The organism is Trinickia symbiotica, assembly GCF_003028655.1.
Classification (GTDB): Bacteria; Pseudomonadota; Gammaproteobacteria; order Burkholderiales; family Burkholderiaceae; genus Trinickia; species Trinickia symbiotica_A.
This window is the reverse complement of sequence record NZ_PYUC01000001.1, coordinates 165,194-190,360: the sequence shown is the minus strand read 5'-3', so window position 1 is coordinate 190,360 and position 25,167 is coordinate 165,194. Positions and strand designations below refer to the sequence as shown.

Below are 25,167 nucleotides of genomic sequence, written 5' to 3'. Positions count from 1 at the left end.
AGCCGAACGAGACACGGGACGACAACCGGCGAGCGCGCCGAGTCCGTCCCGCCGACACGGAGCCAGACATGACCTCCCGCGAGCCGACAGCCGGAGCAACCGGCAACGAAGCGCAAGCGCCCGCGCATGACGGCCTGATTGTGCGCGGCATCGGCAAGACGTTCAATCGCAACGTCGTGTTGGGCGGCGTGGATCTCGACGTGCGCCCGGGCACCGTCGTCGCGTTGCTCGGGGAAAACGGCGCGGGCAAATCGACGCTCTCATCCATCATCGCGGGTGCGCTGCAGCCTGATCCGGGTGGACGCATGTTCTGGGGCGCAAAGCCATACGCGCCGCAGTCGCCTCGTGATGCATTGGCCAGCGGCATCGGGCTCATTCACCAGGAAACGCGTCTGCTGCCCGATCTTTCAATCGCGGAGAACGTCTTTGTCGGTCGCCTGCCGATGAAGCACGGCAAGATCGACCGCGCCGAAATGGCGCGCCGCGCGCAAGAACAACTGCACCGCCTGGGCCTCGACGTGCCGACGAGCCGCCTCGTGCGGACGTTGAGAGTGGCCGCGCAGCAGCAGGTGGAAATCGCCAAGGCGCTCACGCTCGATGCGCGCTTGCTGATTCTCGACGAACCGACAGCCGCGCTCGGCGGTGCCGAGACGGACCGTCTCTTCGAGCAGATCGCGAAATTGCGCGCGCAGGGCGTATCGTTCATTTATATCAGCCATCGTCTCGAGGAAATTGCGCGAATTGCGGACCGAATCGTCGTCTTGCGCGACGGCCAGATGATCGCGACGCACGAGAACGGAAGCGTCCCGCTCAAGACGCTGATCGAGCAGATGGTTGGACGCAACGTCGAGCGCATTTTTCCGCGGTTCGCCGAGCCGCGCGAACGGGCGATGCTGGAGGTTCGCTCGCTGTCTTCGGCGCAAGGCGCGTTTCGCGACATCTCGTTCTCGGTGCGCGCGGGCGAGGTCTTCGGCATTGCCGGCATCGTCGGTGCCGGCCGTACCGAGCTGGTGAGGGCGATCGCGGGCGCCGATCCCGTGTCGAGCGGCAGCGTAATAGTGGATGGCGAGCCGCTCGACCTCAAGAGCCCGGCGCACGCGATCCGCGCAGGCGTGGTGCTCGTACCGGAAGACCGGAAGGCGCAGGGTGTCGTGCTCGATCATTCGATCGAGGACAATCTGGCCTACGGCAGCCTCGATCGGTTGGGCGCGCACGGCTGGATGCAGCCGCGCGAGGTGCGCGAATTCGCCAATAGGCTGATCGCGCGTCTCGGCGTGAAGGGGCGGCCCCAACAGCGCGCGGGCAATCTCTCGGGCGGCAATCAGCAAAAGGTCGTGCTGGCGAAATGGCTGGCCCGCGAACCGAAGGTCGTGATTCTCGACGAGCCGACGCGCGGCATCGATGTCGGAGCGCGTGCCGCGATCTATGAAGTGATCGCAAAGCTGGCCGCGAGCGGTGTCGCCGTCGTCGTCGTCAGTTCGGATCTCGACGAAGTGCTCGGCTTGTCTCATCGCGTCATGGTTCTCGCGCGCGGCAACTGCACGGGCGTGCTCGCCCGTTCCGAGGCCAGCGACGTGCGCGTGATGGAGCTTGCGACGGCCTGATTCGGGCGCCATGATTTTGACGGCACCGACTCGATCAGCGCCAGGCGTTGGCCCACGATCTCCACTCTACGGACTCCTCAATATGCGATACGTGCTGGCAATCGATCAGGGTACGAGCGGCACCAAAGCGCTGGTGTTCGATGCGCAGGGCAATGTCCGCTCGAGGGGATTCACGGCCGTTAGCACGGTGCATCCCCATGCAGGTTTTGTCGAACAGGATCCACGCGAGCTCTATCTTTCCGTGCTCAGCGCGGCAGCGCAGTGCCTTGCGAATTTCGACGGAGATCCGTCGCAAATCGCCGGTGTGGCGATTTCGAACCAGCGCGAAACGGCCCTGCTGTGGGACGCCTCGGGTGAGCCTCTCGCGCCGGCCGTATCGTGGCAGTGCCAGCGTTCGCTCGGCATTTGCGAGCAACTGCGCGGCGACGGCATGACCGCTCGAATCGCGGATCGCACAGGGCTCCTAATCGACCCGTACTTCTCGGCCTCGAAGCTCATCTGGCTGTACGCAAACGACGCGCGTGCGCGCCATTCGATCGATTCGGGGCAGGCGCGCTTCGGAACCGTCGATAGCTGGCTGCTCTATAAGTTGACGCGCGGCGCTTCATATCTGACCGATTACACGAACGCGTCGCGCACGATGCTCTTCAACCTGCGCACGCTTGATTGGGACCGTGAGCTCATCGCCGAATTCGGTCTGTCCGCACTGAGGTTGCCGGAACTCCGCCCATCCGCTGCCGATTTCGGCTCGACGGATCTGGAGGGCGTATTGCCGAGGGCCGTTCCCGTGGTCGCGATGATCGGCGATTCCCATGCCGCCGCGGTGGGCGAAGGCTGCCTCTCTCCAGGACTCGCGAAGGCGACGATGGGCACCGGGTCGTCCATCATGATGAACGTCGGAGCGCGCCCCGGAGCGCCTGTCGACGGGCTGGTCTCGACGCTTTGCTTCGCGACTGGCGGCCGCGTCGATTACGCACTCGAAGGAATTGTGATCAGTGCCGGATCGACGCCCGCGTGGTTGAAGGAAAAGCTGGGTCTTTTCGACGATTTCGCGGCGGCCGAACAGGCATTTTGCGAGTTCGATAATGGCGGCGTCTATCTGATTCCGGCGTTTTCCGGCATCGGCTGCCCGCACTGGAAGTATCCGGGCGGCGCGCAAATCGTGGGGCTCAATTTCTCGACTTCATGGCAACACGTGGTGCGGGCCGCATACGAATCGATCGTCTATCAGATCAAGGACGTGATTACGGTCATGGAGCGCGCGGCGCAACTGACGTTGCAAGAGCTCGTGCTCGATGGCGGGCTCGTGCAGAGGCCTTTTTTGCTGCAGTACCTGGCCGATACCCTCGATCGCCCTGTCAGCACGCTCGAGTTGACCGAAGTATCGGCGGCGGGCGCCGCAGCTCTTGGTTTGTGCCAGCTCGGCGTGATCGACGAGCCGGGCGCCAACCGCGCCATGCGCAAAGTGATGCGCCGTGTCGAGCCTGGAAGCGGCCGCGCGCAGGCGGCGCGCAATCACGCGCAGTGGATGAACTGGATCGGGCGTTTATGAACGATGAGACTACGAGGAGGATAGAGCGAGCATGGCTATCGAATTGAAGCGTTTTGAGGGCAAGGTGGTCGTCGTCACGGGCGGAAGTCGCGGCATCGGTCTTGGCATTGCGGAACGCTTCGCCCGGGAAGGCGCGAAGGTGTGTATCTCCGCTAACGAAAAGACGGTGCTCGACGCGGCGGCGCTGCTGCGCGAGGCGGGTTTCGATGCGATCGGCGTCGAGGCGGACGTGACCGACAAAACACAGGTAACAGCCCTCTATGACGAAGTGGCATCGAAGCTCGGGGAAATCGACATATCGGTGCAGAACGCGGGTGTCATCACGATCGCGAAGCTACAGGATCTAACGGAAGCGGAGTGGGACAAGGTGCTCGCGGTCAACACCAAAGGCGTTTTCCTATGCTGCCAGGAAGCGGCGACGCGCATGCTGGCCGCGGGCAAACAAGGACGGCTCATCAACACGGCATCGGGGCAGGCGCGGCAGGGATTCGTCTACACGCCGCACTATGCAGCCAGCAAGTTCGGTGTCGTCGGAATCACGCAGAGTCTCGCCAAGGAGCTCGCGCCGGCCGGCATCACCGTCAACGCGTTTTGCCCCGGCATCATCACGACGGACATGTGGTCGTACAACGACGAAGCGTGGGGTAAGCTGCTCGGCGACTACAAGCCGGGCGAACTGATGGCGGAATGGATCGAAGGCATTCCGATGAAAAGAGCCGGCACCGGCGCCGACGTCGCGGGACTGGTGGTGTTTCTCGCGTCGGACGATGCTTCGTACATCACAGGCCAGACGGTCAATGTCGACGGCGGTATGTTCATGTCGTAACCGCATGTCGTGAGCTCACGTGCTGCTCAGGTCATAAGCGCGATCGGCGCAGCGCAGGCGGCGTGGTTGAGCGGGCGCTTCGGATCGGGCAGGCAGGATGTTTGCTCTGCAGTGGTGAGGCTGGCATTTTGCGCCAGGAGGGTGGCGGTCGCCGATCGCTCCCTCGCCGCGCATGACGTCGAAACGTCACCTCATCGACGCGCCCGCCACCATCCAACTCCGATTTCTTGCGCACCGATGCGACTCCTATTTGTCATCGGCAATCTGAGCGACTATCACGTGCCTCGTTATGAAGCACTGGCTGAACTCGCGACCGCTCGCGGCCATGAGGTGTCGCTCGTCGAGGTGTTCGGCCGCTCGAGTGTTTATCGCTTTCCGCAGAATCGGCGCGCCGCCTTCTTCGATAGCGCACCGTCGAACGTCCTCACCTTGATCGAAGATGCCGGCGATGACGACGGGCGCTGGCCGCTCGTGAGTGCGAGATTGCTTGCTGCGTTGCGGCGTTTCGCACCGGATGTCGTCGTGACGCTCGGCTACAACACCAGCTATTCGCTGCTGTTGTTGGCATTGAAGCTCATGCGCAAGCGGTTCTCTTTGATCTATATGTCGGATTCGAAGGCCGATGACGGCCGGCGGTTCGCTATCAAGGAACGTCTGAAGCGCTCGCTGGTATCGAAGTTCGACGCCGCATTGGTTGCCGGCGAGAAGCACCGCCGCTACGCGCAATCGCTCGGCATCCCCATGACACGATCGCGAATCGGATTCGACGTCATCGACGTCGATTACTTTGCGCAGGCGGCCCGCGCCGCACTGACGAGCGAACCGGAGATACGCGACAAGTTCGCGCTTCCCGCGCGCTACATCGTTTGCGTCAGCCGCTTTGTGCAACGCAAGAACCTGCATTTGCTCATCGACGCCTACTGTCAGTCGTGCGTGCACAAGTCGGGGCTGTCGCTCTTGCTCGTCGGGCAGGGTCCAGACGAGCATGCAATTCGCGAACACATCGATCGTCGCGGGATGAAGGACCGGATCGCAATTGTCAATTCGGTCACCAACGCGGATATGCCCGGCCTCTATGCGCTGGCGGAATTCGTCGTGCTCGCGAGCACATTCGATCAGTGGGGTCTGTGCATCAGCGAGGCATTCGCGGCCGGCAAGCCCGCCATCGTGACGCGAACCTGCGGCGTGGCCGACGAGCTCGTCGTGGACGGCGTGAACGGCTTCGTCGTCGAGCCTGGCGATACGCATGCGCTAAGCGAAAGGATGGTGCGGCTCGCGACGAACGCTCAGCTGCGCACGCGCTTGGCGCAGGCGGCTCAGGCGTCGGTCCGCCGCTGGACGCCCGCCCTCTTTGCGAAGAATGTCATCGAACTGGCGGAGCAACTGACGGGGGCGACCGTCCGTCCTCGCGCGGCGGCCATCGAAAGCTAGTGCCCGCGGCTCGCGCGGCCTCGCGTGGCAATTTCAAAGGTTCGGCGCAAAGGTTTGATTGGTTTTCGTCAGGACGCCGCGCTTGAGCGTGCGAACGACGGCGTATGCCGTGCTCATCCGTTCGACGCGCAGCCGTTGCTTGAGCGCCGCACCGAAGCCGTTGAGAAAGTGAAAGGTGGACGCGTTGCCGAAACCGTCGAAGTCGAAAGTCAGCTCGCGACGGATCGCTTCCTGAACGGCCGTCCAGAGCAAGAGGCTGATCGTTCCGCTATGGGCGCCAGGGCTTCGCGTCGAAATCAGGTAGTACATCGTGTGCCTGTCCCAAACGAGGCCGATTGCACCGACGAGTCGCGCACGCTCGTACGCACCGAGCAGGCATCCGGCGCGGCGCTCGACGAACTCGTTGACGAGCGCGCCCATGATCGCGCTGCCGTAGGCGTTGCGCCGCGACCGCGAGGCGAGGTTCGATTCGTAAAAGCGCAGAAATTCGCTCGTATCGTCGATGGGCACGACCTCGAGCGTCTTGCGCGCGCTGCGGATCCCGTTGCGCGTCTTGCAATCCATGCGCGTCCATACATCGCTCGCCCTGCAAAGCGGTGAGATCTGCAATGTGTAGCGTGCGGATACGGTAAAACCGTGCAGCGCGAATGCCAGTGCATCCTTCACGTGATAGTCGAACAACTGCGAAAAACTCTCCACGCTGGGCAGTTGCTCGATGAGCCGCGACGTCACCTGCAAGCGGTAGCGCTGTTCGTGAGCGGCATCGAGCCCCATTGGCAGGATTGCCGGGCCTAACGTTCGGGTGAGGGGCGGCAGGCCGCAGACGCGCCATATGCCCTTGCGCGTGACGTGATAAGGCAATTCGCCCAGCACTTGATTGCCATGGACGACGCGTGCCGATTTCCACTGTCCGTCGGTCGCGATATCGAGCCACCACGGTTCATGGAAAATCGACAGGGCCGACGAAGCGTCGAGCGGGGGGGAACCGCCCGCGATAGCAGACGCTATGTCGGGAACCCCGCGAAGTCGCAGCGCGCTTCCATCATAGGTGAACGTCACTTGGGTCTCCTCCCCACTGCTTTTCCTCGCGACGCAAGAGCCATACCAAGCCTGCCGAGTGCGCCAACCGGGCAAGCTACATGCTTGCGGTTGGTATGGCGTTGAACAGGGTGGGACGACATGCTGGCCAGGGTTGCAACATTGCCGTATCCGGTCCGCGCGGCTGCAGGGGCTGCGCTTTCGCGCGAAGTGCGCAAGATTCGTTCGAAGGAGGAGTTCGCCGCATTACGTAATTCGTGGGAGGCGCTTGCCGCCAATGTCCCGGACTGCCCCGGACACATGACCTTCGACTACTGCGAGCTCGCGGCCGAGCGCGTATTGACGAGGGGCGGATCGGTCAGCGTGGCGATGGTGTTCGGCGGTTCGACTCTACTCGCCTTGTGGCCTCTCGCAATCGTCACGAAGGGCTTCGTGCGCATCGCAAAAGGGCTCACGTGTGGAACCGGCGACGAATACGGCGGGCCGCTCGTCGATGGGCGCGCGAATACCGCGGTCTATGCAGCGGCGGTCGCCGCGGTACGCCAAGTGGATGCCGATGTGCTCGAAGTCGCGCTCGTCCGGAACGGAAGCCCGCTGCAGCGTGCGCTCGATCAGGGTTTGCGGCAATCGTGGGTGCGCTCGCTGCTGCCGCAGCGGTGGCGAGGACTGCCTGGATTCACTGCGTCGTTGCGCGACTTCCCGCGTTGGGACGATTACGTCTCGACTCGATCCAAGTCGCTTCGCAGCACGCTGCGGTACCGGCACAAGCGGCTCGATGCGCAAGGTCGTGCCGAATTCGGATGGTGCCGAACCGTCAACGACGCCGCGTTCGTGCTGAGATGGCTGCTCGAAAACAAGCGAAGGTGGGCTCGTGCGCATGGCGCCGACGTCCCCTATCTGCGTGACGATGGCGTGAGGGATTTCTTTATCGCACTCGCTCGGAGAACGGATCTGCGGACAATGCCGATCGTTTCCTATGTGCGCGTGGACGGCGTACCCGTTGCGGCCTCGATCAATCTCGTCGGAACCCGGACCGTCGAGGGGCTCGTCACGACTTATGACGAGAGGTTCGCCGCATGCTCGGTCGGTGCCTTGCTTGCGGAATTCCTCATCAAATGGGCGCATTCCACGCATCGAAATTTTGACTTTCGACCGCTTTACGCCAACTACAAGGAAAGCTGGGCAAACTGCCGGACCTGGCACGAAACGAGGGTCGCCGTCATTCAGCCGAGGGGACGTCTCATCGAGCTTTCGCAACTCGTCGTTCTGCTCGGCCGTGCCAAGAGAAAGCTGCTCGGCGAGCGCGTGACGTGAGCCGATTCGGCCGTTGCCAATGCTGGCGGCAAACCGGCTGAATGCGCTAGCGACGGGTACCCGTTGCTAGCGATCGACTGGTGTACGCAGGCTTCCGGCATGCGCAGCACAGCGTCGGCGGCGACTACCGGCGACCTGTGCGCGGACAGCGGGGGTATCGGTTCAGCTGATAAAAGAATGGCACTCGAACGCGGCAAATAAGGCAAACGTTTGCGAATTGACGGCGCAAACGATTAACGAATTGAGCACCATTTTTTTCAAGGTCAAATTGACAAAATTTGACTATGCGGCGGATCAATCTGTTTATAATGCGGTCCGCTCGGGGAAGCGCTGCCACAACAGGCGCGCCTTCAGGAGACCATTCCAGCGGCATCGACCGTCGAGGCACCTGTCGAAGCTGTCCGCATCGGGCATTCGTCTAGCGTCAAAGCGTTTTATCGTTTCTGCGGGGCTTTGCCTTGGAGGCGAAAAAGCGTTAACGGAACGTTAACAAAACCAAGATTATGGCCGCTCGAATTTTGTCGATATTTGGTACACGCCCGGAAGCCATCAAAATGGCTCCGCTCGTCATGCAGCTGGAACTGGAAACGGGGATCGAATCGATCGTCTGCGTGACGGGGCAACACGGCTCGATGCTCAGTCAGGTGCTCGACCTCTTCGGTCTCGTGCCGAGCTACGACCTTGCGCTGATGAAAGCGGACCAGACGCTCAACGGCCTGACTTCCCGCCTCGTCGCCGCGCTCGACGAAGTACTCGTCGCCGAAAATCCCGATCGTGTACTCGTCCACGGCGACACGACGACAGCCGCTGCCGCCGCGCTCGCGGCTTTCCATCGCGGCATTCCGGTCGGACATGTCGAAGCCGGGTTGCGCACGGGCAATATGCGGCAGCCCTGGCCCGAGGAAATGAATCGCCGCGTCGTGGACGTCATGAGCGACCTGATGTTTGCCCCGACCGCACGCTCGAAGGCGAACCTCGCGGCCGAGCGGCTGCAAGGCAAGATCATCGTGACGGGAAACACGGTGATCGACGCGCTGCTGGCGACCGCTGCGCGCATCGACGGCGATGCGGCGCTGCGCGGCCGACTCGATGCTGAATTGCCGACGCTCGACGATACGTTGCCTTTGCTGTTGGTCACGGGGCACCGCCGGGAGAGCTTCGGTGACGGCTTTGCCCGCATCTGCGAAGCGCTCAACGACCTGGCCCGTACCAGGCGCGTGCAGATCGTCTACCCCGTCCACCTCAATCCGAACGTGCGCGGCCCGGTGCAAGAGACGCTCGGCGGCGTGCCCAACGTCCACCTCATCGAACCGCTCGATTATCTCGGCTTCGTCAGGCTCATGCAGCGCGCAGCCATCATCCTGACCGACTCGGGCGGCGTGCAGGAGGAGGCGCCGGCTCTCGGCAAGCCGGTGCTCGTGATGCGCGACGTGACCGAGCGCCCGGAGGCGGTGGAGGCCGGCACTGTGCGCCTCGTCGGCACCAGTCGTCGTGGCATCCATGACGCGGTGCTGGCCTGCGTCGAACAGCTCGGCGATTCGCGCGCCGCGTTGCCGCGCAATCCGTATGGCGATGGCCGGGCATCCGAGCGGATCGCGGCCGTGCTGGCCGGCCGACCCTACGACGAGTTCGGGAGCGACGCCATGCCAGTGGTAGCTGCGGCCGTGTGCGCGCAATCCGCGCGCTCCGAGCTCGCCGCGCACGCCGACGCCGAATTGCCCTGAACACGCCGCCGCGCGCACCCGTGCGCGCTCGGTCCCGTTGCCCTTTTCGACACCAGACCATCGTGAATCCAGCTCTCGCATCGTGCGCCGATCGTGCGCCAGGTATACGCCGTTACCCGGTTTCCCGTCGCCTGACCGTCGCCGCTTCGTGGCTGCTAGGCTGCTCGCTCGCGGCTGTGGGCAGCGGCGCGGCGGCGCAACCGGCCACACCCGCGGCGGCCTCCGCCGTCGAGGCGCCCGCGCGCATGGGAGACTTCGCGCAGGCGCTCGCCAACCCGGGCAACAGCGTGACAACGCGCACCGTCGTGTTGAGCCGCCTCGGCGTGCGCGACACGGTCCTGCTCGACGCGCCGCAATCGATCCGCGAATACTATTTGCCGGTCCCCGCCGGCGTGCCGCTCGACGGCGCCGAATTGCACGTCGATGCCGACTATCTCCGCGCCGACGGCGGTCGAACGACGATGCTGGTCTCGCTCGACGGCACGCCCGTGCTCGCCCGCGGCTTCACGCAGCCGAGCGGCGACGCGGCCGCCGCGCTCGGCGTGAGCGGCGATCCGCGTGCGAGCGGATTTGTCCGCGTCGCGTTCACGTGGTCGTCGGTGATCGATAACGCGGTATGCGCGGACCAGACCGCGATCGGCAATGTGCTGCGCGTCGCGCCTACCACGCGCCTCACGTATCGCTACGACACGAACGATGTGAAAGATCTGCGCACGGCGTTGACGGCGTTGCCGCAAACGCCGTCGATCGTCATCGCGGCGCAGCGCGTGGGTGCGCCGAGCTACGATGCCGCTTGGCGCGCCGCCGCGCTGATGCAGCGCGACGGGCGCGAAGTCTCGATCCATGCCTGGCCGAAGGTCGGCGACACGATCGACCTCGGCACGCTCAACGTGCCTGCCGCGCTGCGCGTATTGCCCGCTTTCGCCGCGCTCGCGGCAGGCGGAAACCACCGGCTCGCGAGCGATGCGGAAATCGGCGCCTTGATCGCACTCGCGCCCGAGCGCGTATGGTCCGCCAACCTGATCGTCGCCGACGATGCGCTGCGCGCGGCGCTCAACGCATCGCTCGATGCATTGCAAGCGCAGGCCCAAAGCGTCTCTCGCGAGGATGCCGACGCGCTCGACGCGTGGCGCAAGCGAGCGCTGGCGCCGCTTGCGACGCCGCTGGCGGCGGGGGAAACGCGGCTCGTGCATTTCGGCGGGCAGGCGGCGATCGTCGTAAGCGACAGCAAGGCGATCGACGTGCTCGCGCAAGCATGGCGTCCGGTCGATGTGTCGGACCAGCTCGTCGTGCACGATATCGAGAGCGGGGCGAACGGCAAGGCCGACGTCGTGGCGCTCGCGGCGCTGGGCGGCGAGCCGCGCTCGGTCGACGTTCGAGGCGAGGCGTCGTGGAGCGCGGCCTTCGATACGGGCGCCGTTGCGAGCGCCGGACGTTTGCCCAAGGACGTCGTGCTCGATCTGGCCGCCGCGCCGAACAGCTCCGGCAATCGACCGGTCGCATCCATCTATTTCAACGACGTGCTGATCGGCGCGAAGCTGCTCGATGCGAACGGCCGCACGCAACGCGTCGTAGCCGCCATTCCGCCCTACGCGCTGGCCGCGCGCAACGTGCTGCGCGTGACGTTCAAGCGTCCGCCCGACGGCGGCTGCACGACCCGGCTCGGGTACCCGGTCGCCGTGCTGCCGAGCAGCCATCTGACGCTCGCGCGCGGCGACGGCGACGACAGTTTCACCGGCATGGTGGCGCGCTTCGCGCAGAGCGCCAACATCATGGTGCCCGCGTCGTATCTCGCCGACGCGCCCGCGACACTGCGGCGGGTCGCGCGCCTCGCGGACGCGGTCGGTGTCGCCCCGCAGCGCGCCGTGCTCACCGTGACGCCCGACGGCCAGGATGCGACGCCGGCCGGACCCTTCTTCGCGATCGACGTGCCGCTTGCCGGTGCCAAGTCGCACGTGCGCGTCGCCAACGATGGGCTCTCGATCCTCGGTCCCGACGAGGCGCCGCTTTACGACGTCGGCGGTGTCGCGAAGCTGACGGGCATCGGCGTTCTCGATGTGGAACATGCGGGCGGCACGGCGGGCGTGGTTTATCGCAGCGTCGGCACGCATGCCCCGGTTCTGCCGACCTCGTTTCAGCTTGCGCGCGGCGACGTCGCGGTGATCGACAGCAGCGGCGTGCTGCGGCAGCTCGATACCGTGCACGCGGGCTCGCTGCCCGAAGGCAGCGCCGCGACCCCGTGGACGCAGCAGTGGCTCATGTGGGTCGTGCCGGCCGCGATCGTAGCCGCCTTCGCCGTATTGCTCCTGCTGGCTTCGTTCGTGCGCCGGAGCAAGGAGCGCAACCGGGCGGGCGAGTGAGCTTGGACGCCATGGATCTCTACGCCGGCTACTACGCTGCGCAGTACTACGACTGGCTGCGTTCGTGCGCCTGCTTCGTTGCGGTGCTGATCCTGCTTTCGAGCGCCGACGATCTCTTCGTGGACCTGTGGTACTGGGTCCGCGAAGCGTGGCGCACGGCGACGATCAAGCGCGTGTATCGGCCGCTGACGGTCGAGCAGCTCCATGCGCGCGCGGAACAGCCGGTGGCGATCATGGTGCCCGCCTGGCTCGAGTACGACGTCATCGCGGCGATGATCGAGGATATGGTGCGCGTGCTCGACTATCGCAACTACATCGTGTTCGTCGGCACGTACCGCAACGATGCGCGCACGATCGCGGAAGTGGAGCGCATGCGGCGCCGCTACCGTCAGTTGCGTCGCGTCGAGGTGCCGCACGACGGCCCCACCTGCAAGGCCGATTGCCTGAACTGGGTGATTCAAGCGATCTTCAAATACGAGCGTGAAGCAGGGATCGAGTTCGCGGGGGTCGTCCTTCACGACAGCGAAGACGTGCTGCATCCGCTCGAGTTGAAGTTTTTCAACTACCTGCTGCCGCGCAAGGACATGATCCAGCTGCCGGTGGCATCGCTCGAGCGGCATTGGTACGAACTCGTGGCCGGCACCTACATGGACGAGTTCGCCGAATGGCATGCGAAGGATCTCGTCGTGCGCGAGAGTCTCGCGGGCGCCGTGCCCTCGGCGGGCGTCGGCACCTGTTTTTCGCGGCGCGCGCTGCTGGCGCTCGCCGCCGCGACGCAAAACCAGCCATTCAATACGGACAGCCTCACGGAGGATTACGACATCGGCGCGCGCCTGCGCAAACTCGGCATGCAGTCGATCTTCGCGCGCTTTCCGGTGCAGTTCCGCTCGCGCCGCACGACGTGGTTCGGGCTCGGCAAGTCGCGCGAGGTGACGATCACCATGCCGCTTTGCGTCCGCGAATTCTTTCCCGACACATTGCGCACTTCATATCGGCAGCGCGCCCGCTGGGCGCTGGGCATCGGCCTTCAAGGCTGGAAGCTCACGGGCTGGTCCGGTTCGCTCGCGAACCGCTATCTGCTGTTCCGCGATCGCAAGGGAATCGTGGCCGCGTTCGTCAGCATCGCCGCGTACGTGTTGTTGATTCAGTTTCTGATCTTCATGGCCGCGGGCGCGATGGGACTGGCGCCCGATCTGCCGCGCTCGCCGTTCGTCGATTCCCGATGGATGCAGACCGTGCTCTGGCTCAACGGCGTCGCGGTGATCCTGCGTGTGGTCCAGCGCGTCTACTTCGTCACGCGGCTCTACGGCTGGGAGCACGGCTTGATGTCGATCCCGCGCATGGTGGTCGCCAATTTCATCAACTTCCTCGCGGTATCCCGTGCCTGGCGGCTCTTTCTCTCGCACCTCGTTACCGGCAAGCGGCTCGCCTGGGACAAGACGATGCACGACTTTCCGTCGGCGGACGGCCTGACGGGCGGCCGCCGTCAGCGGCTCGGGGAATTGCTGCTGTCGTGGCAGGCGATCGACTCCGAGCGGCTCGAGCAGGCACTCGGCGAAAGCCACGCGCGCGAAGCACCCCTTGGGCGCGTGCTGATGGCCAAGGGCTGGCTCGACGAAGAAACGCTCGCCGAAGCGATTGCGTTTCAGGCCGACTTACCTCGCGGCAGACTGAACATCGCGCGGTTGTCGCTCGATGCCGAGCGTTTGCCGCTCGATACGATCGTGCGCCATCGTGTGTTGCCGCAAGCCGATGAGTCGGACCCGTCGGGGGAACATACGGTGCTCTTGACTGCAAGCCCTATCGCCGAGGCCGTACTCATGGAAATCGGCGCAAGCGTCCGGGGCAGCGTCACGCAACACATCGTCCGCGAAGGGGAGATTGCAGCAGGATTGCGTGCGCTGCGCGGCGTCGCCACGATGGCGCCCGTGTCCGACGGGACGGCCGGAGACGATGGCGTCGCGCCGGTGCCGACGCGCGGCGTGCCGCTCCTCGGCGATCTGCTCATCGAGCACGGCCATGTGAGTCGTGAGGCTTTCGAAACCGCCATGCAGCACTACCGTCCCGAAGAGCACGGTCGCATCGGCGACTACATGGTGGCGTGCGACGTGATCTCGCGCGACGCGCTCGAGAACGTCATCCAGGAACAGCGCCGTCTGCAGAGCGCATTGGCGGCATCCCAATGATCGAATCGATTCTCAAACGACGCACGGGGCTGACGCGCTCGATCGCGGCAAACACTGGCCGAGTGTTGCGCGCGGGCGACCCGGCGTTCCCGTTCCGGCGAAACACCCATCCGTCGTCGATGCCCAGCGGGACCGTCACGCGAGCGGCGCTGGCCTTCGCGTTGGCAGCGGGCCTGTCGTGCGCGAGTGGTGCGGCGCTCGCGCAACCTGCCACCCATGCGCCGCAAGCGGTGGGCGTCGAGCGCATCACGTTGCCGCTCGAAGGCGCCGCCTACCGTGTTGCGCAGCAAGCCTATACCGCCTATGGGCGAGGCGACTACAAGCTCGCGCTTGCACGCGCGCGCGAAGCGATCCGCCAGCGGCCCGATGTCGTATCGCTGCGCCTCTTGCTTGCCAACGTGCTTGCCGCGCAGCGCCGCTATGGCGAAGCAAGCCGGTCGCTGCGCGAGGCCATCGCGCAACTTGGCGCGGACCGCGCGCTCGTGTCGCGACGCCGGCAGATCGACGCGCTCAGCGTATCGACGCGCGCCGTCGCGCGTGCAGGTAATGCGAAGCAAGCGACCGATCCCGACCGATTGAGCGGCGCCGCCTATAGCGCCGCGCAGCAGGCCTACAAGGCGTACAACGCTAAGGACTTCCCCAGCGCGGTCAAGTATGCGCAAGAGGCAATCGCGCTGCGTCCCGATGTGCTGCGCCTGCGTCTGCTGCTGATCGACGCGGCCGGCGCCGCCGGCGACGATAAGCTCGCGTGGGACGCCAACGTCGACGCGGTAAAGCACCTCGGCGACAACGAAGATCTGCGGCTGCGGCGTCTGTTCGTCGGTTCGCGGCTTTCGCTGAAGGCGTCCGTCGATGCGTACGACGCGCGGGAAAAGGGTGACTTTGCGCTCGCGGAGCGCGCGGCGCGCGATGCGGTCGACTATGCGCCCGACGCGATCGATTATCGGATCGAGCTCTTCGACGTGCTCGCGGCCCAGCGCGAGTGGCCGGCGCTCGAGGCGGCGGCGAGCGACGCCATCGTCTACGACAACACCGAATTGATGCCGTATGTCTTCCGCGCATACGCACGAGCAGCGCAGCAGCGGTTCGACGCGGCCGAGCCGGACCTCGACCAAGTCTTCCACGATAGCGACGCCACGCACGCGAGTCAGAACGCCGCGCGCGCGATCGCGGCCGACATCTGGATCGAGGAGGGCCGTCCGCAGCGCGCGCTCGAGAAGCTCACGGCCCTGCGCCCGACCGGGGACGATAGCGATGCGCTGATCGTCGAGCGGATCGATCGCGCGCGGCGGCGTATCGCCGCGGCCGGACGCACGTCGGCGGGTGCCGCGGCATCGGGACCGGCGGCTGCTTCGACGGCCTCGGACGCTTCGGCTGCTTCGATCACGGCGGGCGCTTCTGCTGCTTCGCACGTTACTTCTGCTTCCACTGCTTCGCCGGCGAGCCCGGTCGATGCGCAAACGCTCGCCGCGCAGGTGGCCGCGAATGCGCGCCCGTCCGTCGAATGCGATGTCGACGAGTTCGGTGCCGGCTGCGATCCGTCGCCGGCGGATCCGGGATTCGCGGCGGCACGCGCGTCCGAGCGGGCTGCCGAGCGCGGCGACAAGAAGGGCGCCGTGCGCTTTGCGCGGGAAGCAGTCGCGGCCGCGCCGACGAGCGCGTTGCATCGCATGGAGCTCGTCGATGCGCTCGACGATGCAGGCGAGACGAAGGAGGCCAGTGCCGAGGCGCGCGCGATGGTCCGCGACGGCATGCTCGACGCGCTTACGCCGATTTCGGCCGCCTACGTTGCGCTGCGCGCCGGCGACGACAAGCGCGCCGTGCGCGATTTCCGACGCGCGGCGACCGGCGGCAAGCTGTCGGCCGACGAGTTCGCCGACGCGGGCTACGCCGGCCTCGCGGCGGACCGCGATGCCGACGCGGCGCGCTATTTCGAGCGTGCGATCGACGCGTCGTCGGGCGCGAAGACGAGTTCGCCGGCGGCGCGCCAGCAAGTCGAGGATCTGCGCAGCGCGCACGCGGAGGCGACGCGCAAGTGGGGCTTCGAAGCATCGCTCGGCTACCGTAGCGCCGGGCTGCAGTCCGGTTTCACGGCGACGCCGTCGCCGACGATCTCGAACAACTGGCAGGCGGGTGTCGAGGCATACTGGCGGCCGTTCGGCAGTCTCGGCGACCGGCTTTTCGAAGTCTATGCGCGCGGCGACGAAAGCTTCGGCGTGAAGGGCGGGGATGCGAGCGGCGCGAGCACGCTCGAGGCGGCGTTCGGCGCCCGTGCGAAGCCGTTCGCGGATCTCGATGCGATCGTCGCATTCGAGCGGATCGTCGCGATCGGCTCGCGGGCGCAGGGCGACTGGCTTGCGCGGATCGGCTACTCGGGCGGCATCGGCACCGAGCGGCGCATCGACGTGCCGTCCTGGTGGACGGTCCAGGGCTACGCCGAAGCGGGGCACTTCGTCAACGCGGGCTCGACGTACGCGACGGCGAGCCTCGAAGCAGGGCGCACGTTCCGGATCGACCGCGTCACGCCACGCTGGACGGTGTTCCCCTATGCCGTGATCGGCGCCGACTACGACTCGAGCATCGACCGCAGCATCCCGCTCGGCGCAGGGCTCGGCGTGTCGACGCGCTATGTATTCCGCGACAGCAAGTACGATGCGCCGCGCTCGTATGTCGATCTCTCGCTGCAATACCGGCTCAGGTTGGCAGGTGACGATCGTGCGCGCGGGGTGTTTTTCGAAACGGTGTTTTCTTACTGATGGGTGGGCGACGGTGCGTGCGGCGCCGCGTGGTCCGCCTATGCAGTACGACGAAGCAATGACGAACGAACGCAAGATGAAGATGAAGCAATCGAATTTGAGCCTGAGCCTCGCATGTTGCGCGGCTGCCATCGCGCTTGGCGCGATCGTCGCGCCGAACGCGGCGCGTGCCGCCGCACAAGACGTGGCGAATCTCTACGGTCCGCAGCCGCCAGCCGATGCCACCTATCTGCGCGTCGTCAACCTGTCGGGGCAGGCGGTGCGCGTCGCGCTGCCGGGCAGCGCGCGCGCTGGCGTCCTCGCAGCGGGCGCGGCGACGAAGCTGAGCGTCGTCACGGCGGGTACGCCGTTGCGCGTGGCCGTCGACGGCAAGGACTTCGCGCCCGAGCCGAGCGCCAAGGCGCCGGCCGATGCGCCCGCGGCGACGAACGCGACGGCCGGGATCGTCATCACGGTTGCGCTCACGCGCGACGCCGACGGCTGGCACACGCAGCGGATCGCGATGCCCTACGCACGTACCGACGCATTGCGTGCGACGTTGCGCGTCCTCAACTTCGCGGGCGGGTGCGACGGCAAAGTGATCGTCGACGGCAGCCATGCGGCCGTGTTCGCGAACGTCCCCGCCACCGAGGCGGCGGAGCGCACGATCAACCCTGTCACCGCGAATCTCGTCGGGCAATGCGGTCCGGCGTCGACGGCGGCGTTCGCACTGCCGAAACTCGCGGCGGGCGACAGCTACACGCTGATCCTCTCGGGCTCCGCGGCGAAGCCGGTACTGAGCGGCACTCGCGACGAGCTGGCCTGGCCCGCGCCCGCGAATTGACGCACGCCGCACACATGGCGCCGCCCCGGCGGGCCACCCGAATTTCGAATGCAGACTAACGCCACCATCGACATGAAACCGACGACGATACGTCAACCCGGCACCCTCGATAGCACTCATGACGCGCGGCGGCGCCGTCTCTTGCTCGCGTTCGCGGCCCTGCCGCTCGCGAGCCTGCCGCTCATGCCGCGCACGGCGCGCGCGGCGCAGCAGGCCGTCATCGAAGGCCGCGATCGATGGCTCTTTCCGGGCTGGGAGAGCTTCGTCGAAGACGAGACGCCCGCTTGCCTGCGCATCGTCGACCTGATCGGCAAGGTGGCCGACAAAATGGCCGCGCGCGGGATCCATTGCACGGCGGTGATCGCGCCGCTCAAGGCGCGTGCGAGCGCCGACAAGCTGCCTGACGGACAGGCCGTATCCGATGCGGTCATGAAGCGCTACGCGGCGCTCTTTGCTCATGCGGCGGAAATCAAGCTCGACATGGTGGACGGCGAGGCGGCGCTCAAGGCCGTGGACACAAGTGCGGACAGCACGTACATCCGTGCCGACTACCACTGGTCCGCCCATACGTCGGAGGCCTTCGCCGATGCGACAGCCGAGCGCCTGCGCGCGAGCAAGGCGCTCGATGGCGCGCACGGCGACGGCACGCCGCTCGGCGATTGGACCGAAGAGGTCAATTACGGCGACCTCGCCACGCTTCTGCCGCCGGAGCGCAAGCGCGCGATCGGCAAGGACCGGTTCATCGTTCGCCAGGAGCAGGCCGAGGGCGGACTGCTCGCGGGCGCGGCGCCCATCGTGCACGTGGTCGGCAACAGCATGGTGCAGCCGTATCTGGGCTTTCCGCAGAAGCTCTCGAACGTGCTCGCGCTGCCGGTCGGACTCACTTGGACGTTCGGCGATACAGGACCGTGGAAGACGCTCGTCGATTACCTCGAGTCGGCCGACTTCAAGCAAAACACGCCGAAGGCGATAGTCTGGCAGTTCAACGAGGGGCAAATGATGTTTGGCCCTGGCGCGACGGGCCAATGGGATGCGAAGTCGATCCAGCCCGACGGCGACTGGCTTGCACGCGTCGAGAAGGCGCTCGCCTGATGAGCACCACGCTCGATCGCGCGGCACCGGCCGATCAGCGCCCCGCCCAGGCGGCGCCCGCCGATCGGTCCGGGGCCGGGGGCAGTGGCCCCTCCGGCGAGGCGCGCGCGCACCGGCGCATGGCCTGGTGCGTGGTCGCGTTGCTCGTGGCCGGGCTCGCGCTGGCCGTCGCATCGCTCGCGCGGCTGACGCGCGACGATCCGGCCTTCGATCTTGCGTCACGCGCCGCCTGGCGTGACGGCGGCGTCCTGCACCGGATCGATCGCGCGATCGACGTGCCCTATGCACCTTGGCTGCGACGATGGCAGGCCGCGATGCGCTACCGGTTGCTCGGCGATCTCGGATCGCAGGTGCGCGAGGGTTGTCCCGGCTGGCTCTTTTATGCTGATGGGTTACGCCCGCCGGCCGCCACCGCGAACGTCGAGCCCGTCGATGCGGCGCTGAGCGCGCGCGTGGCTACGCTGCACCGTTATGCCGAGGTGCTGCGCCACGACGGCATCGCGCTCGTCGTCGTGACGGTGCCGGACAAGGCGCGCGTCGAGACGGCAGCACTCTGCGGCCTGCGGCAAGACCCGCGGATGACGATGCGTTTCGACGCGTGGCGCAATGCGCTCGCGGCGGCCGGCGTCGCGCACGTCGATCTGCTCGACGCACTGCGCGCGGCCCGGCCCGCGTTCTATCGGACCGACGTCCATTGGAATGCCGCGGGTGCGCAAGCGGCCGCCGATGCGGTCGGCGCCAAAGTGCTGCCCATTTTAGGCGCGCGCGGCGACGTGCGTTTCACGACCGAGCGCGCACGCACGGCGGCGCCGCGCGTCGGCGATCTGCTGAAGCTGGCCGGGCTCGGCGACGTGCCCGACGGCTGGCGTCCGACGCCCGATCTCGAGGTGCCCGAAACGATGCACGCACAAACGAGCGGCGGCCTGCTCGACGATGGCCCGCCACCCGAGGTGCTGTTGGCGGGCAGCTCGTTCTCGCGTCGCAGCGCCTTTGCCGAGCGGCTCGGCGCGGCACTCGGACGCGAGGTCTGGAACACCAGCCTCGACGATGGCCAATTCGATCGCGCGCTGGCGGCGCAATGGATGCAGCGTGCGAGCTGGCCGAAGAGCCTGCGTGTCGTCGTCTGGGAGATGTCTGAAGACGCGCTCTCGATGCCGCCGGACGCACGTGTTGCCGACGCGCCCCGCGACCAAAAGAACTGAAGTCCGACGATGCTATTCAACTCGTTCCTGTTCCTCACGCTGTTCCTGCCGATCGCGCTGGCGGGCTACTACACCGCCGGTGCGAGGCGTCCGCGCGCCGCGGCTCTCTGGCTCTGCGCGGCGTCGATCGTCTTTTACGGTGCGTGGAACCCCGCGTTCGTCGGCTTGCTCGCGATCTCGATCGCGTTCAACTATGCGATGAGCCGGGCGATCATGGCCGCCGCCCCGAACTCGCGCGCGCGACGCGCATGGCTCGCGTTCGCGATCGCGATCGATCTCGGCGTGCTGGTTCGATACAAGTACCTCGCGCTGCTCGCGGGCACCCTGATCGAATGGACCGGCATCGTGCCGCACGGTGCGCTCGCGCTTGCGGCGCAAAGCGTGGCGTTGCCGCTCGGCGTGTCGTTCTTCACCTTCACGCAGATCGGCTACCTGCTCGACTGCAATGCGCGCATCGTGAAGACGCCCGATGCGCTCGGCTTCGTGCAGTTCGTCACGTTCTTTCCGCACTTGATCGCGGGACCGATCCTGCATCACAAAGAGATGATGACGCAGTTCGCGCAGCCAGAAACATACCGGTGGCGCGCCGAAAACTTTTCGGTCGGCGCGACGGTGTTCGCGATGGGGCTCGCGAAGAAGCTGCTGCTCGCCGATCCGATCGCACCGTTCGCCGACGCGGGCTTCGCGGCGCCCGGCTCGTTGCAGACGCTGGCTGCGTGGGGCACGTGCCTCGCCTATGCCATGCAGCTCTACTTCGATTTCTCAGGCTACTCCGATATGGCCGTGGGGCTGGCCAAGCTATTCGGCGTGCGTTTTCCGCTCAACTTCAATTCGCCGTTCAAGGCCACGAGCATCATTGACTTCTGGCAGCGCTGGCATATGACGCTCACGCGCTATCTGAGCGCCTACCTCTACTACCCGCTCGCGATGCGCATCAACCGGCGCCGTGCCGCGCGCGGTCAAACGACGGGGCGCGCGGCCCAGCAGTCGGTCCCGGGTTTCGCTACGACCGTCGCGGTGCCGACGTTCTACACGATGGGTCTCGCCGGCATTTGGCATGGCGCCGGCTTGCAGTATCTGATCTACGGGCTGCTCCACGCGGGCTATCTGACCATCAACCATGCGTACCGGGCCTGGCGCGCCGAGCCGCCGGCCGCAACCGCGGCATCCGGGGCTCGCGCCGTGCCTCGCACGGGCTTCTCAGCGCGGCTGCGCCACGTCGCGAACGTCCTCGTCACGTTCGTCGCGGTGCTCGTCGCCTTCGTGTTCTTCCGCGCGCACGGCATCGACGACGCGTGGGCGCTGTTGAAGGGGATGCTCGGCTTGCGCGGTATCGAGTCGATCGATGCATGGCCGATCAGGCATGCATCGATCGACATCGGCGCGCTCGAATTGCTGCGGCTGACGGTGGGCCGAATGCTGCCCGCGCTGCAGATCGCTGCACTGCTCGCGATCGCCTGGTTCGCGCCGAATTCCCATCAGCTCATGGGCCGCTTTTCGCCGGCGCTCGATCGCGCCGCGCTCGACGTGCCCGCGTGGCTCGCGTGGCGTCCGTCGTGGCGCTGGGCAGTCGTGACGTTCGCGCTGCTCTTCGTCTGCGCGGCGCAGTTGCACGGCGAAGTGCGCTTTCTTTATTTCCAGTTCTAGAAGGGGATACCCCATGCGTTCAACATCTGAACTGCTCGCCGAAGTGAAAGAGATCGTCGAATCGGTCGTGCTGCGCGCGGTCGAGGTCGATACGCCGCTCATCGAGTCCGGGCTCGTCGATTCGGTGTTGGCCGTCGAAATCGTGCTGCGCGTCGAGGTCGTGCTCGGCGTGCATGTGCCGCCGACCGAAATCGCCGAGCACCTTGCGACCGTGCAGGCGCTCGCGTCGTTCGTGGCTGAGAACCGGTAGAGCAGCGGCCATGCGTTTCGATCTGGCTACGAGTCGTTTCGTCGATACATCGCTGCGCCCGGACGCGGCGGCCGTCGTCGGCGCGGACCGCACGTTGAGCTGGCGCGAGCTCGAGGCCGAGGCCTCGGCGTGGCGCGACGCGGCGGTTGCCGCAGGCTATGGTGCCGACACACCCGTGATCGTGCACGGACACAAGGAAGCGGCGTTCTTCGTCGCGATGACGGGCGCGCTGCTGCTCGGCGCGCCGTTCGTACCGCTCGATACCATTTATCCCGACGAGCGCATGCATCGCATCGCGCGTACGCTCGATGCTCACGCGTACTTCGATGCGCGCAGCGGCGCCTTCGAGTCGTTCGACGCAAGCCGGTCAACGCGCACGCCGGCGCTGCGCGAGACCTCGCTCGCCTACGTGCTCTTCACCTCGGGCACGACCGGGGAGCCGAAGGGCGTGCAGATCGGGCGCGAGAGCGTCGAGGCGCTCGTCGATTGGATGGCGGCCGACTTCGGTCTCGGCGCGAATCCGGTATTCCTGAATCAGGCGCCGTTCAGCTTCGATCTTTCGATGTACGAAGTATTCGCCACGCTCGCCCTCGGCGGAACGATCGTGCTTGCCGAGCGCACCGTGGCCGTGCCAGGCCCCGCGTTTGTCGAGTTGCTCGCGAGGGAGCATGTCGATACGTGGGTCTCCACACCGTCGTTCGCGCAACAGCAGTTGCTCCATCCGCGATTCACGCAGGAGGCGCTGCCGGCGCTACGCAGCTTTCTCTTCTGCGGGGAAGTCCTGCCGGTTCCGCTTGCTCGGCGGCTGCGCGAGCGTTTTCCGGACGCGCGCATCATCAACACCTACGGACCGACCGAGGCCACGGTCGCGACGACATGGATCGTTGTCGACGACGCCGTGCTGGCCGCGCATCCTGAGCGTCTGCCGATTGGATACGCGCGCCGCTCGGGTGCGGTGTTCGTCGATGGCGGCGAGCTTTGCATTGCCGGGCCGCACGTCATGCGCGGCTATCTGAACCGCGCCGATCTGAACGCCACGCGCATGTTCACGCATGATGGCATGCGCGCTTTCAGGACCGGCGACCTCGGCAGCGTCGAGAGCGACGGACTGCTCTTTTGCCACGGGCGCATCGACGATCAAGTCAAAGTCGGCGGTTACCGCATCGAGCTCATGGAGATCGACGCGGCGCTGCGCGCGCTGGACGGTGTCGCGAGCGCGGCAGCCGTCGCGCTGCGCAGGCCCGACGGCACCGTCGCACGCATCGTCGCGTTCATCGCCACCGGCAGGGACGACGGCGTATTGCCGGAAGCGCTGCGCGATTGGAAAACGCAGCTCGCGACGCATCTGCCGCCTTATATGATTCCTTCGGAGCTGCTTGCGTGCGAGTCGTTGCCCGTGTCGGTCAACTTCAAGACGGATCGTGCAAGGCTCGCTCTGGAATACCAGAGTCGTAGCAGTGTCCGGCCTGCGAGCAACGAGCGAGGTGAGCATAGCGGTCATCGCCTATCCGGTTCGGCGGCAAGCTGATGCCTGATTCGACGATCGTTTCGGAAACACGCTCGGAATTGGGGTCGCCGCGCCGCCGCGCGCTGATCGCCGCAGGCCTCTGCGCCGCATTGCCGATAGGTTGCGCGTCCAGGCCGCTCGGCCAGCCGGAAGCGCTGGCGCAGGGCATCGTTTGGCAAGTTGACGACGACCATCTCGATCCGCGTGGCGACTGGGACCGGCTGGGCGTGACGGACTTGCTCGTGCAGTGGACGGCCGTCGACGATCTCTCGTTTTTGCCGGGCACGGCGACACACCGTAAGAGCCGGTTGGCCGGTCTCGCAACGTCGGAACATCTGCCGGACTGGACACGCATTGCCGGCGAGCCGTGGGCGCGCAATATCATCGTCGGTCTCGCGGGGCGCTTCGACGAGACGACGGCGCGCGCGCGAGTCGCGCGATTGATCGCGCAGTCGAAGCAACTCGCGACGGTGTTGCCGCCTGGTCATATCGACGGGTACTACTTCCCGGTCGAAGTCGATCCGTCATGGGCCGGCGCTCGCGCGCTCGGGCCGCTGCTCGAGCAGTTGCCGCGGCCGCTTTGGATCAGCGTGTACGAGAACTCGAACATCGGCGGGCCGGCGCTCGCCGACTGGCTGACGCGCTGGCTGCCGCCCGACGTCGGCATATTCCTGCAGGACGGTTGCGGCGTCGGCGTGCGAGGGCCCGCGACGGCGCGCATCTATGCCGACGCGCTGGCGGCGCGGCGCGGCAAGGAGCGCACGCGGATCATCGCCGAAGCGTTCCGCCCCGCGCAAAAAGGCGCGTTCCGGCCTGCTACCGCGGCCGAGCTGGCGCCGCAACTGCTCGCGTATCGCGGCTACCGCGTCTACCTGTTCGACGGCCCACATTACGTGTCCGCGCAACTCGTACGGGATCTGCTGGAAGAGGCAGCGCGGCGCTGAAGCACGCGTGCGGCGGGGACATTGCGCGCGAGGCTGGCAATTCTAAAAAATTGCAAACTCGCTCGCTGGCTCGAGGTTTTGTGTAGACAAAAGTTCCGGCTTCGAGCAAAGTTCGGGTAAGCACTTACTCGAATTCGCATCGAGCGAGCAGGATGAACGCCGCGAGCCGACGTGGTTGACGCAAACGTTTGCGGGCAAAAGCAAGTGAGACGGGGCGCTTCGGCGAAACTTGTAGTCCTCGAGGCAGTGGCCTAATTGTTGATGCAACGGGGGCAATGGCGGTCGACATCTTTAGTACACCTAAATAACTATCGAGTGCATGGTCAGCGTGAGAGGCGTGGCTGTTTTGATGAGGTGTCAACTGCAATAGCGTCAAAACAATGCACCCCCTCGCGGTTCGCGGTTCGTGCGCAGGGGTAAGGATTTTCCTAAAGGCGTGTAGTCAGATTGGCCGTGCTTTGTGAAGGATTGCAAAATCACGGTTTGTTCCTGGCGCGTCGTCTGGACAAAAGATGTCGCATATTGCAAAGTGAATTTGAGCGCTTAAACCAGCGGCGTTCGGCGCAGAGGAAGCGTTTGGGGGTGTTTGGCAGCGGGGAAGTGGTGGCGGATCCGCGGCCAGGTTGTCAATAAAAATAAGGCAGTTTAGCGACGTGCATCGCATGATGCCGCGCACGGGGCAATCGTCACCGCAGTACTACTGAGGGCACGATAACTATGAGCGTTATCAGCGGAAAACATTGGGGCGAAAGTCTAGAACGAGAAGAAGCGGATTCTTCCCACCGAACCATTCATCTTGGGGTCGCTTCCGCGACCCATGCTTGTCAAAACGCTCCGCCATAAGCCGGCAGCGGCCCGTCGTGCGGGCCAGGCGTCGAGCGATTGAAAACCCGGTTTTGTCCGTCCGCCGT

At 65.8% G+C, this 25,167-nt stretch carries 17 protein-coding genes; 16 read left to right on the top strand and 1 reads right to left on the bottom strand.

What is annotated here, in order from left to right; genetic code table 11:
• Window positions 1-68: 68 nt before the first annotated feature.
• The 4 genes from C9I57_RS00810 to C9I57_RS00795 all read left to right on the top strand — a co-directional run bounded on the left by C9I57_RS00810 (window position 69) and on the right by C9I57_RS00795 (window position 5,413).
• Window positions 69-1,604 carry a sugar ABC transporter ATP-binding protein gene (locus C9I57_RS00810; protein ID WP_107148757.1) on the top strand — a complete coding sequence of 512 codons (1,536 nt, stop codon included), beginning with the start codon at window positions 69-71 and terminating at the stop codon, window positions 1,602-1,604.
• An 82-nt stretch (window positions 1,605-1,686) separates the two neighbouring features.
• Window positions 1,687-3,156, top strand: coding sequence for an FGGY family carbohydrate kinase (locus C9I57_RS00805; protein WP_107148756.1), 1,470 nt, complete (start codon window positions 1,687-1,689; stop codon window positions 3,154-3,156).
• 31 nt (window positions 3,157-3,187) lie between these two features.
• On the top strand, window positions 3,188-3,982 hold the full coding sequence (locus C9I57_RS00800; RefSeq protein ID WP_219909845.1) for a glucose 1-dehydrogenase: 795 nt from the start codon (window positions 3,188-3,190) through the stop codon (window positions 3,980-3,982).
• A gap of 237 nt (window positions 3,983-4,219) precedes the next feature.
• On the top strand, window positions 4,220-5,413 hold the full coding sequence (locus C9I57_RS00795; RefSeq protein WP_107148755.1) for a glycosyltransferase family 4 protein: 1,194 nt from the start codon (window positions 4,220-4,222) through the stop codon (window positions 5,411-5,413).
• Window positions 5,414-5,446: 33 nt separating this feature from the next.
• Here the strand turns inward: C9I57_RS00795 and C9I57_RS00790 are convergent, their stop codons facing one another.
• Window positions 5,447-6,472, bottom strand: a complete 1,026-nt coding sequence (locus C9I57_RS00790) for a GNAT family N-acetyltransferase (RefSeq protein ID WP_107148754.1) — start codon at window positions 6,470-6,472, stop codon at window positions 5,447-5,449.
• 120 nt (window positions 6,473-6,592) lie between these two features.
• On the opposite strand from C9I57_RS00790, the gene C9I57_RS00785 reads away from it, so the two are divergent.
• The 12 genes from C9I57_RS00785 (at window position 6,593) to C9I57_RS00730 (ending at window position 24,256) form a co-directional block, all read left to right on the top strand.
• A complete protein-coding gene (locus C9I57_RS00785; RefSeq protein WP_258187432.1) occupies window positions 6,593-7,765 on the top strand; it encodes a GNAT family N-acetyltransferase in 1,173 nt (390 codons plus the stop codon).
• Window positions 7,766-8,268: 503 nt separating this feature from the next.
• On the top strand, window positions 8,269-9,489 hold the full coding sequence (wecB, locus tag C9I57_RS00780) for a non-hydrolyzing UDP-N-acetylglucosamine 2-epimerase (protein WP_107148753.1): 1,221 nt from the start codon (window positions 8,269-8,271) through the stop codon (window positions 9,487-9,489).
• Between the two features lie 62 nt (window positions 9,490-9,551).
• Window positions 9,552-11,849 carry a cellulose biosynthesis cyclic di-GMP-binding regulatory protein BcsB gene (locus tag C9I57_RS00775; RefSeq protein ID WP_258187431.1) on the top strand — a complete coding sequence of 766 codons (2,298 nt, stop codon included), beginning with the start codon at window positions 9,552-9,554 and terminating at the stop codon, window positions 11,847-11,849.
• 11 nt (window positions 11,850-11,860) lie between these two features.
• Window positions 11,861-14,035 (top strand): glycosyl transferase family protein, encoded by a 2,175-nt coding sequence (locus tag C9I57_RS00770; RefSeq protein WP_107148751.1) that lies wholly within the window; start codon window positions 11,861-11,863, stop codon window positions 14,033-14,035.
• Entirely contained in the window at window positions 14,032-16,791 is a 2,760-nt protein-coding gene (locus C9I57_RS00765) for an NfrA family protein (protein WP_107148750.1), read from the top strand. The genes C9I57_RS00770 and C9I57_RS00765 overlap by 4 nt, the downstream gene beginning before the upstream one ends.
• A 58-nt stretch (window positions 16,792-16,849) precedes the next feature.
• Entirely contained in the window at window positions 16,850-17,614 is a 765-nt protein-coding gene (locus C9I57_RS00760; protein ID WP_181321679.1) for an alginate O-acetyltransferase AlgF, read from the top strand.
• Between the two features lie 48 nt (window positions 17,615-17,662).
• A complete protein-coding gene (locus C9I57_RS00755) occupies window positions 17,663-18,706 on the top strand; it encodes an alginate O-acetyltransferase AlgX-related protein (RefSeq protein WP_107148748.1) in 1,044 nt (347 codons plus the stop codon).
• Window positions 18,706-19,908 (top strand): alginate O-acetyltransferase AlgX-related protein, encoded by a 1,203-nt coding sequence (locus tag C9I57_RS00750; protein ID WP_107148747.1) that lies wholly within the window; start codon window positions 18,706-18,708, stop codon window positions 19,906-19,908. Before C9I57_RS00755 ends, C9I57_RS00750 begins: the two co-directional genes overlap by 1 nt.
• 9 nt (window positions 19,909-19,917) lie before the next feature.
• A complete protein-coding gene (locus tag C9I57_RS00745; protein WP_107148746.1) occupies window positions 19,918-21,555 on the top strand; it encodes an MBOAT family O-acyltransferase in 1,638 nt (545 codons plus the stop codon).
• Between the two features lie 13 nt (window positions 21,556-21,568).
• On the top strand, window positions 21,569-21,805 hold the full coding sequence (locus C9I57_RS00740; protein ID WP_107148745.1) for an acyl carrier protein: 237 nt from the start codon (window positions 21,569-21,571) through the stop codon (window positions 21,803-21,805).
• Window positions 21,806-21,815: 10 nt separating this feature from the next.
• Window positions 21,816-23,333 carry a D-alanine--poly(phosphoribitol) ligase gene (locus C9I57_RS00735; RefSeq protein ID WP_107148744.1) on the top strand — a complete coding sequence of 506 codons (1,518 nt, stop codon included), beginning with the start codon at window positions 21,816-21,818 and terminating at the stop codon, window positions 23,331-23,333.
• Window positions 23,333-24,256 carry a hypothetical protein gene (locus C9I57_RS00730; RefSeq protein WP_107148743.1) on the top strand — a complete coding sequence of 308 codons (924 nt, stop codon included), beginning with the start codon at window positions 23,333-23,335 and terminating at the stop codon, window positions 24,254-24,256. Before C9I57_RS00735 ends, C9I57_RS00730 begins: the two co-directional genes overlap by 1 nt.
• Window positions 24,257-25,167 lie beyond the last annotated feature (911 nt).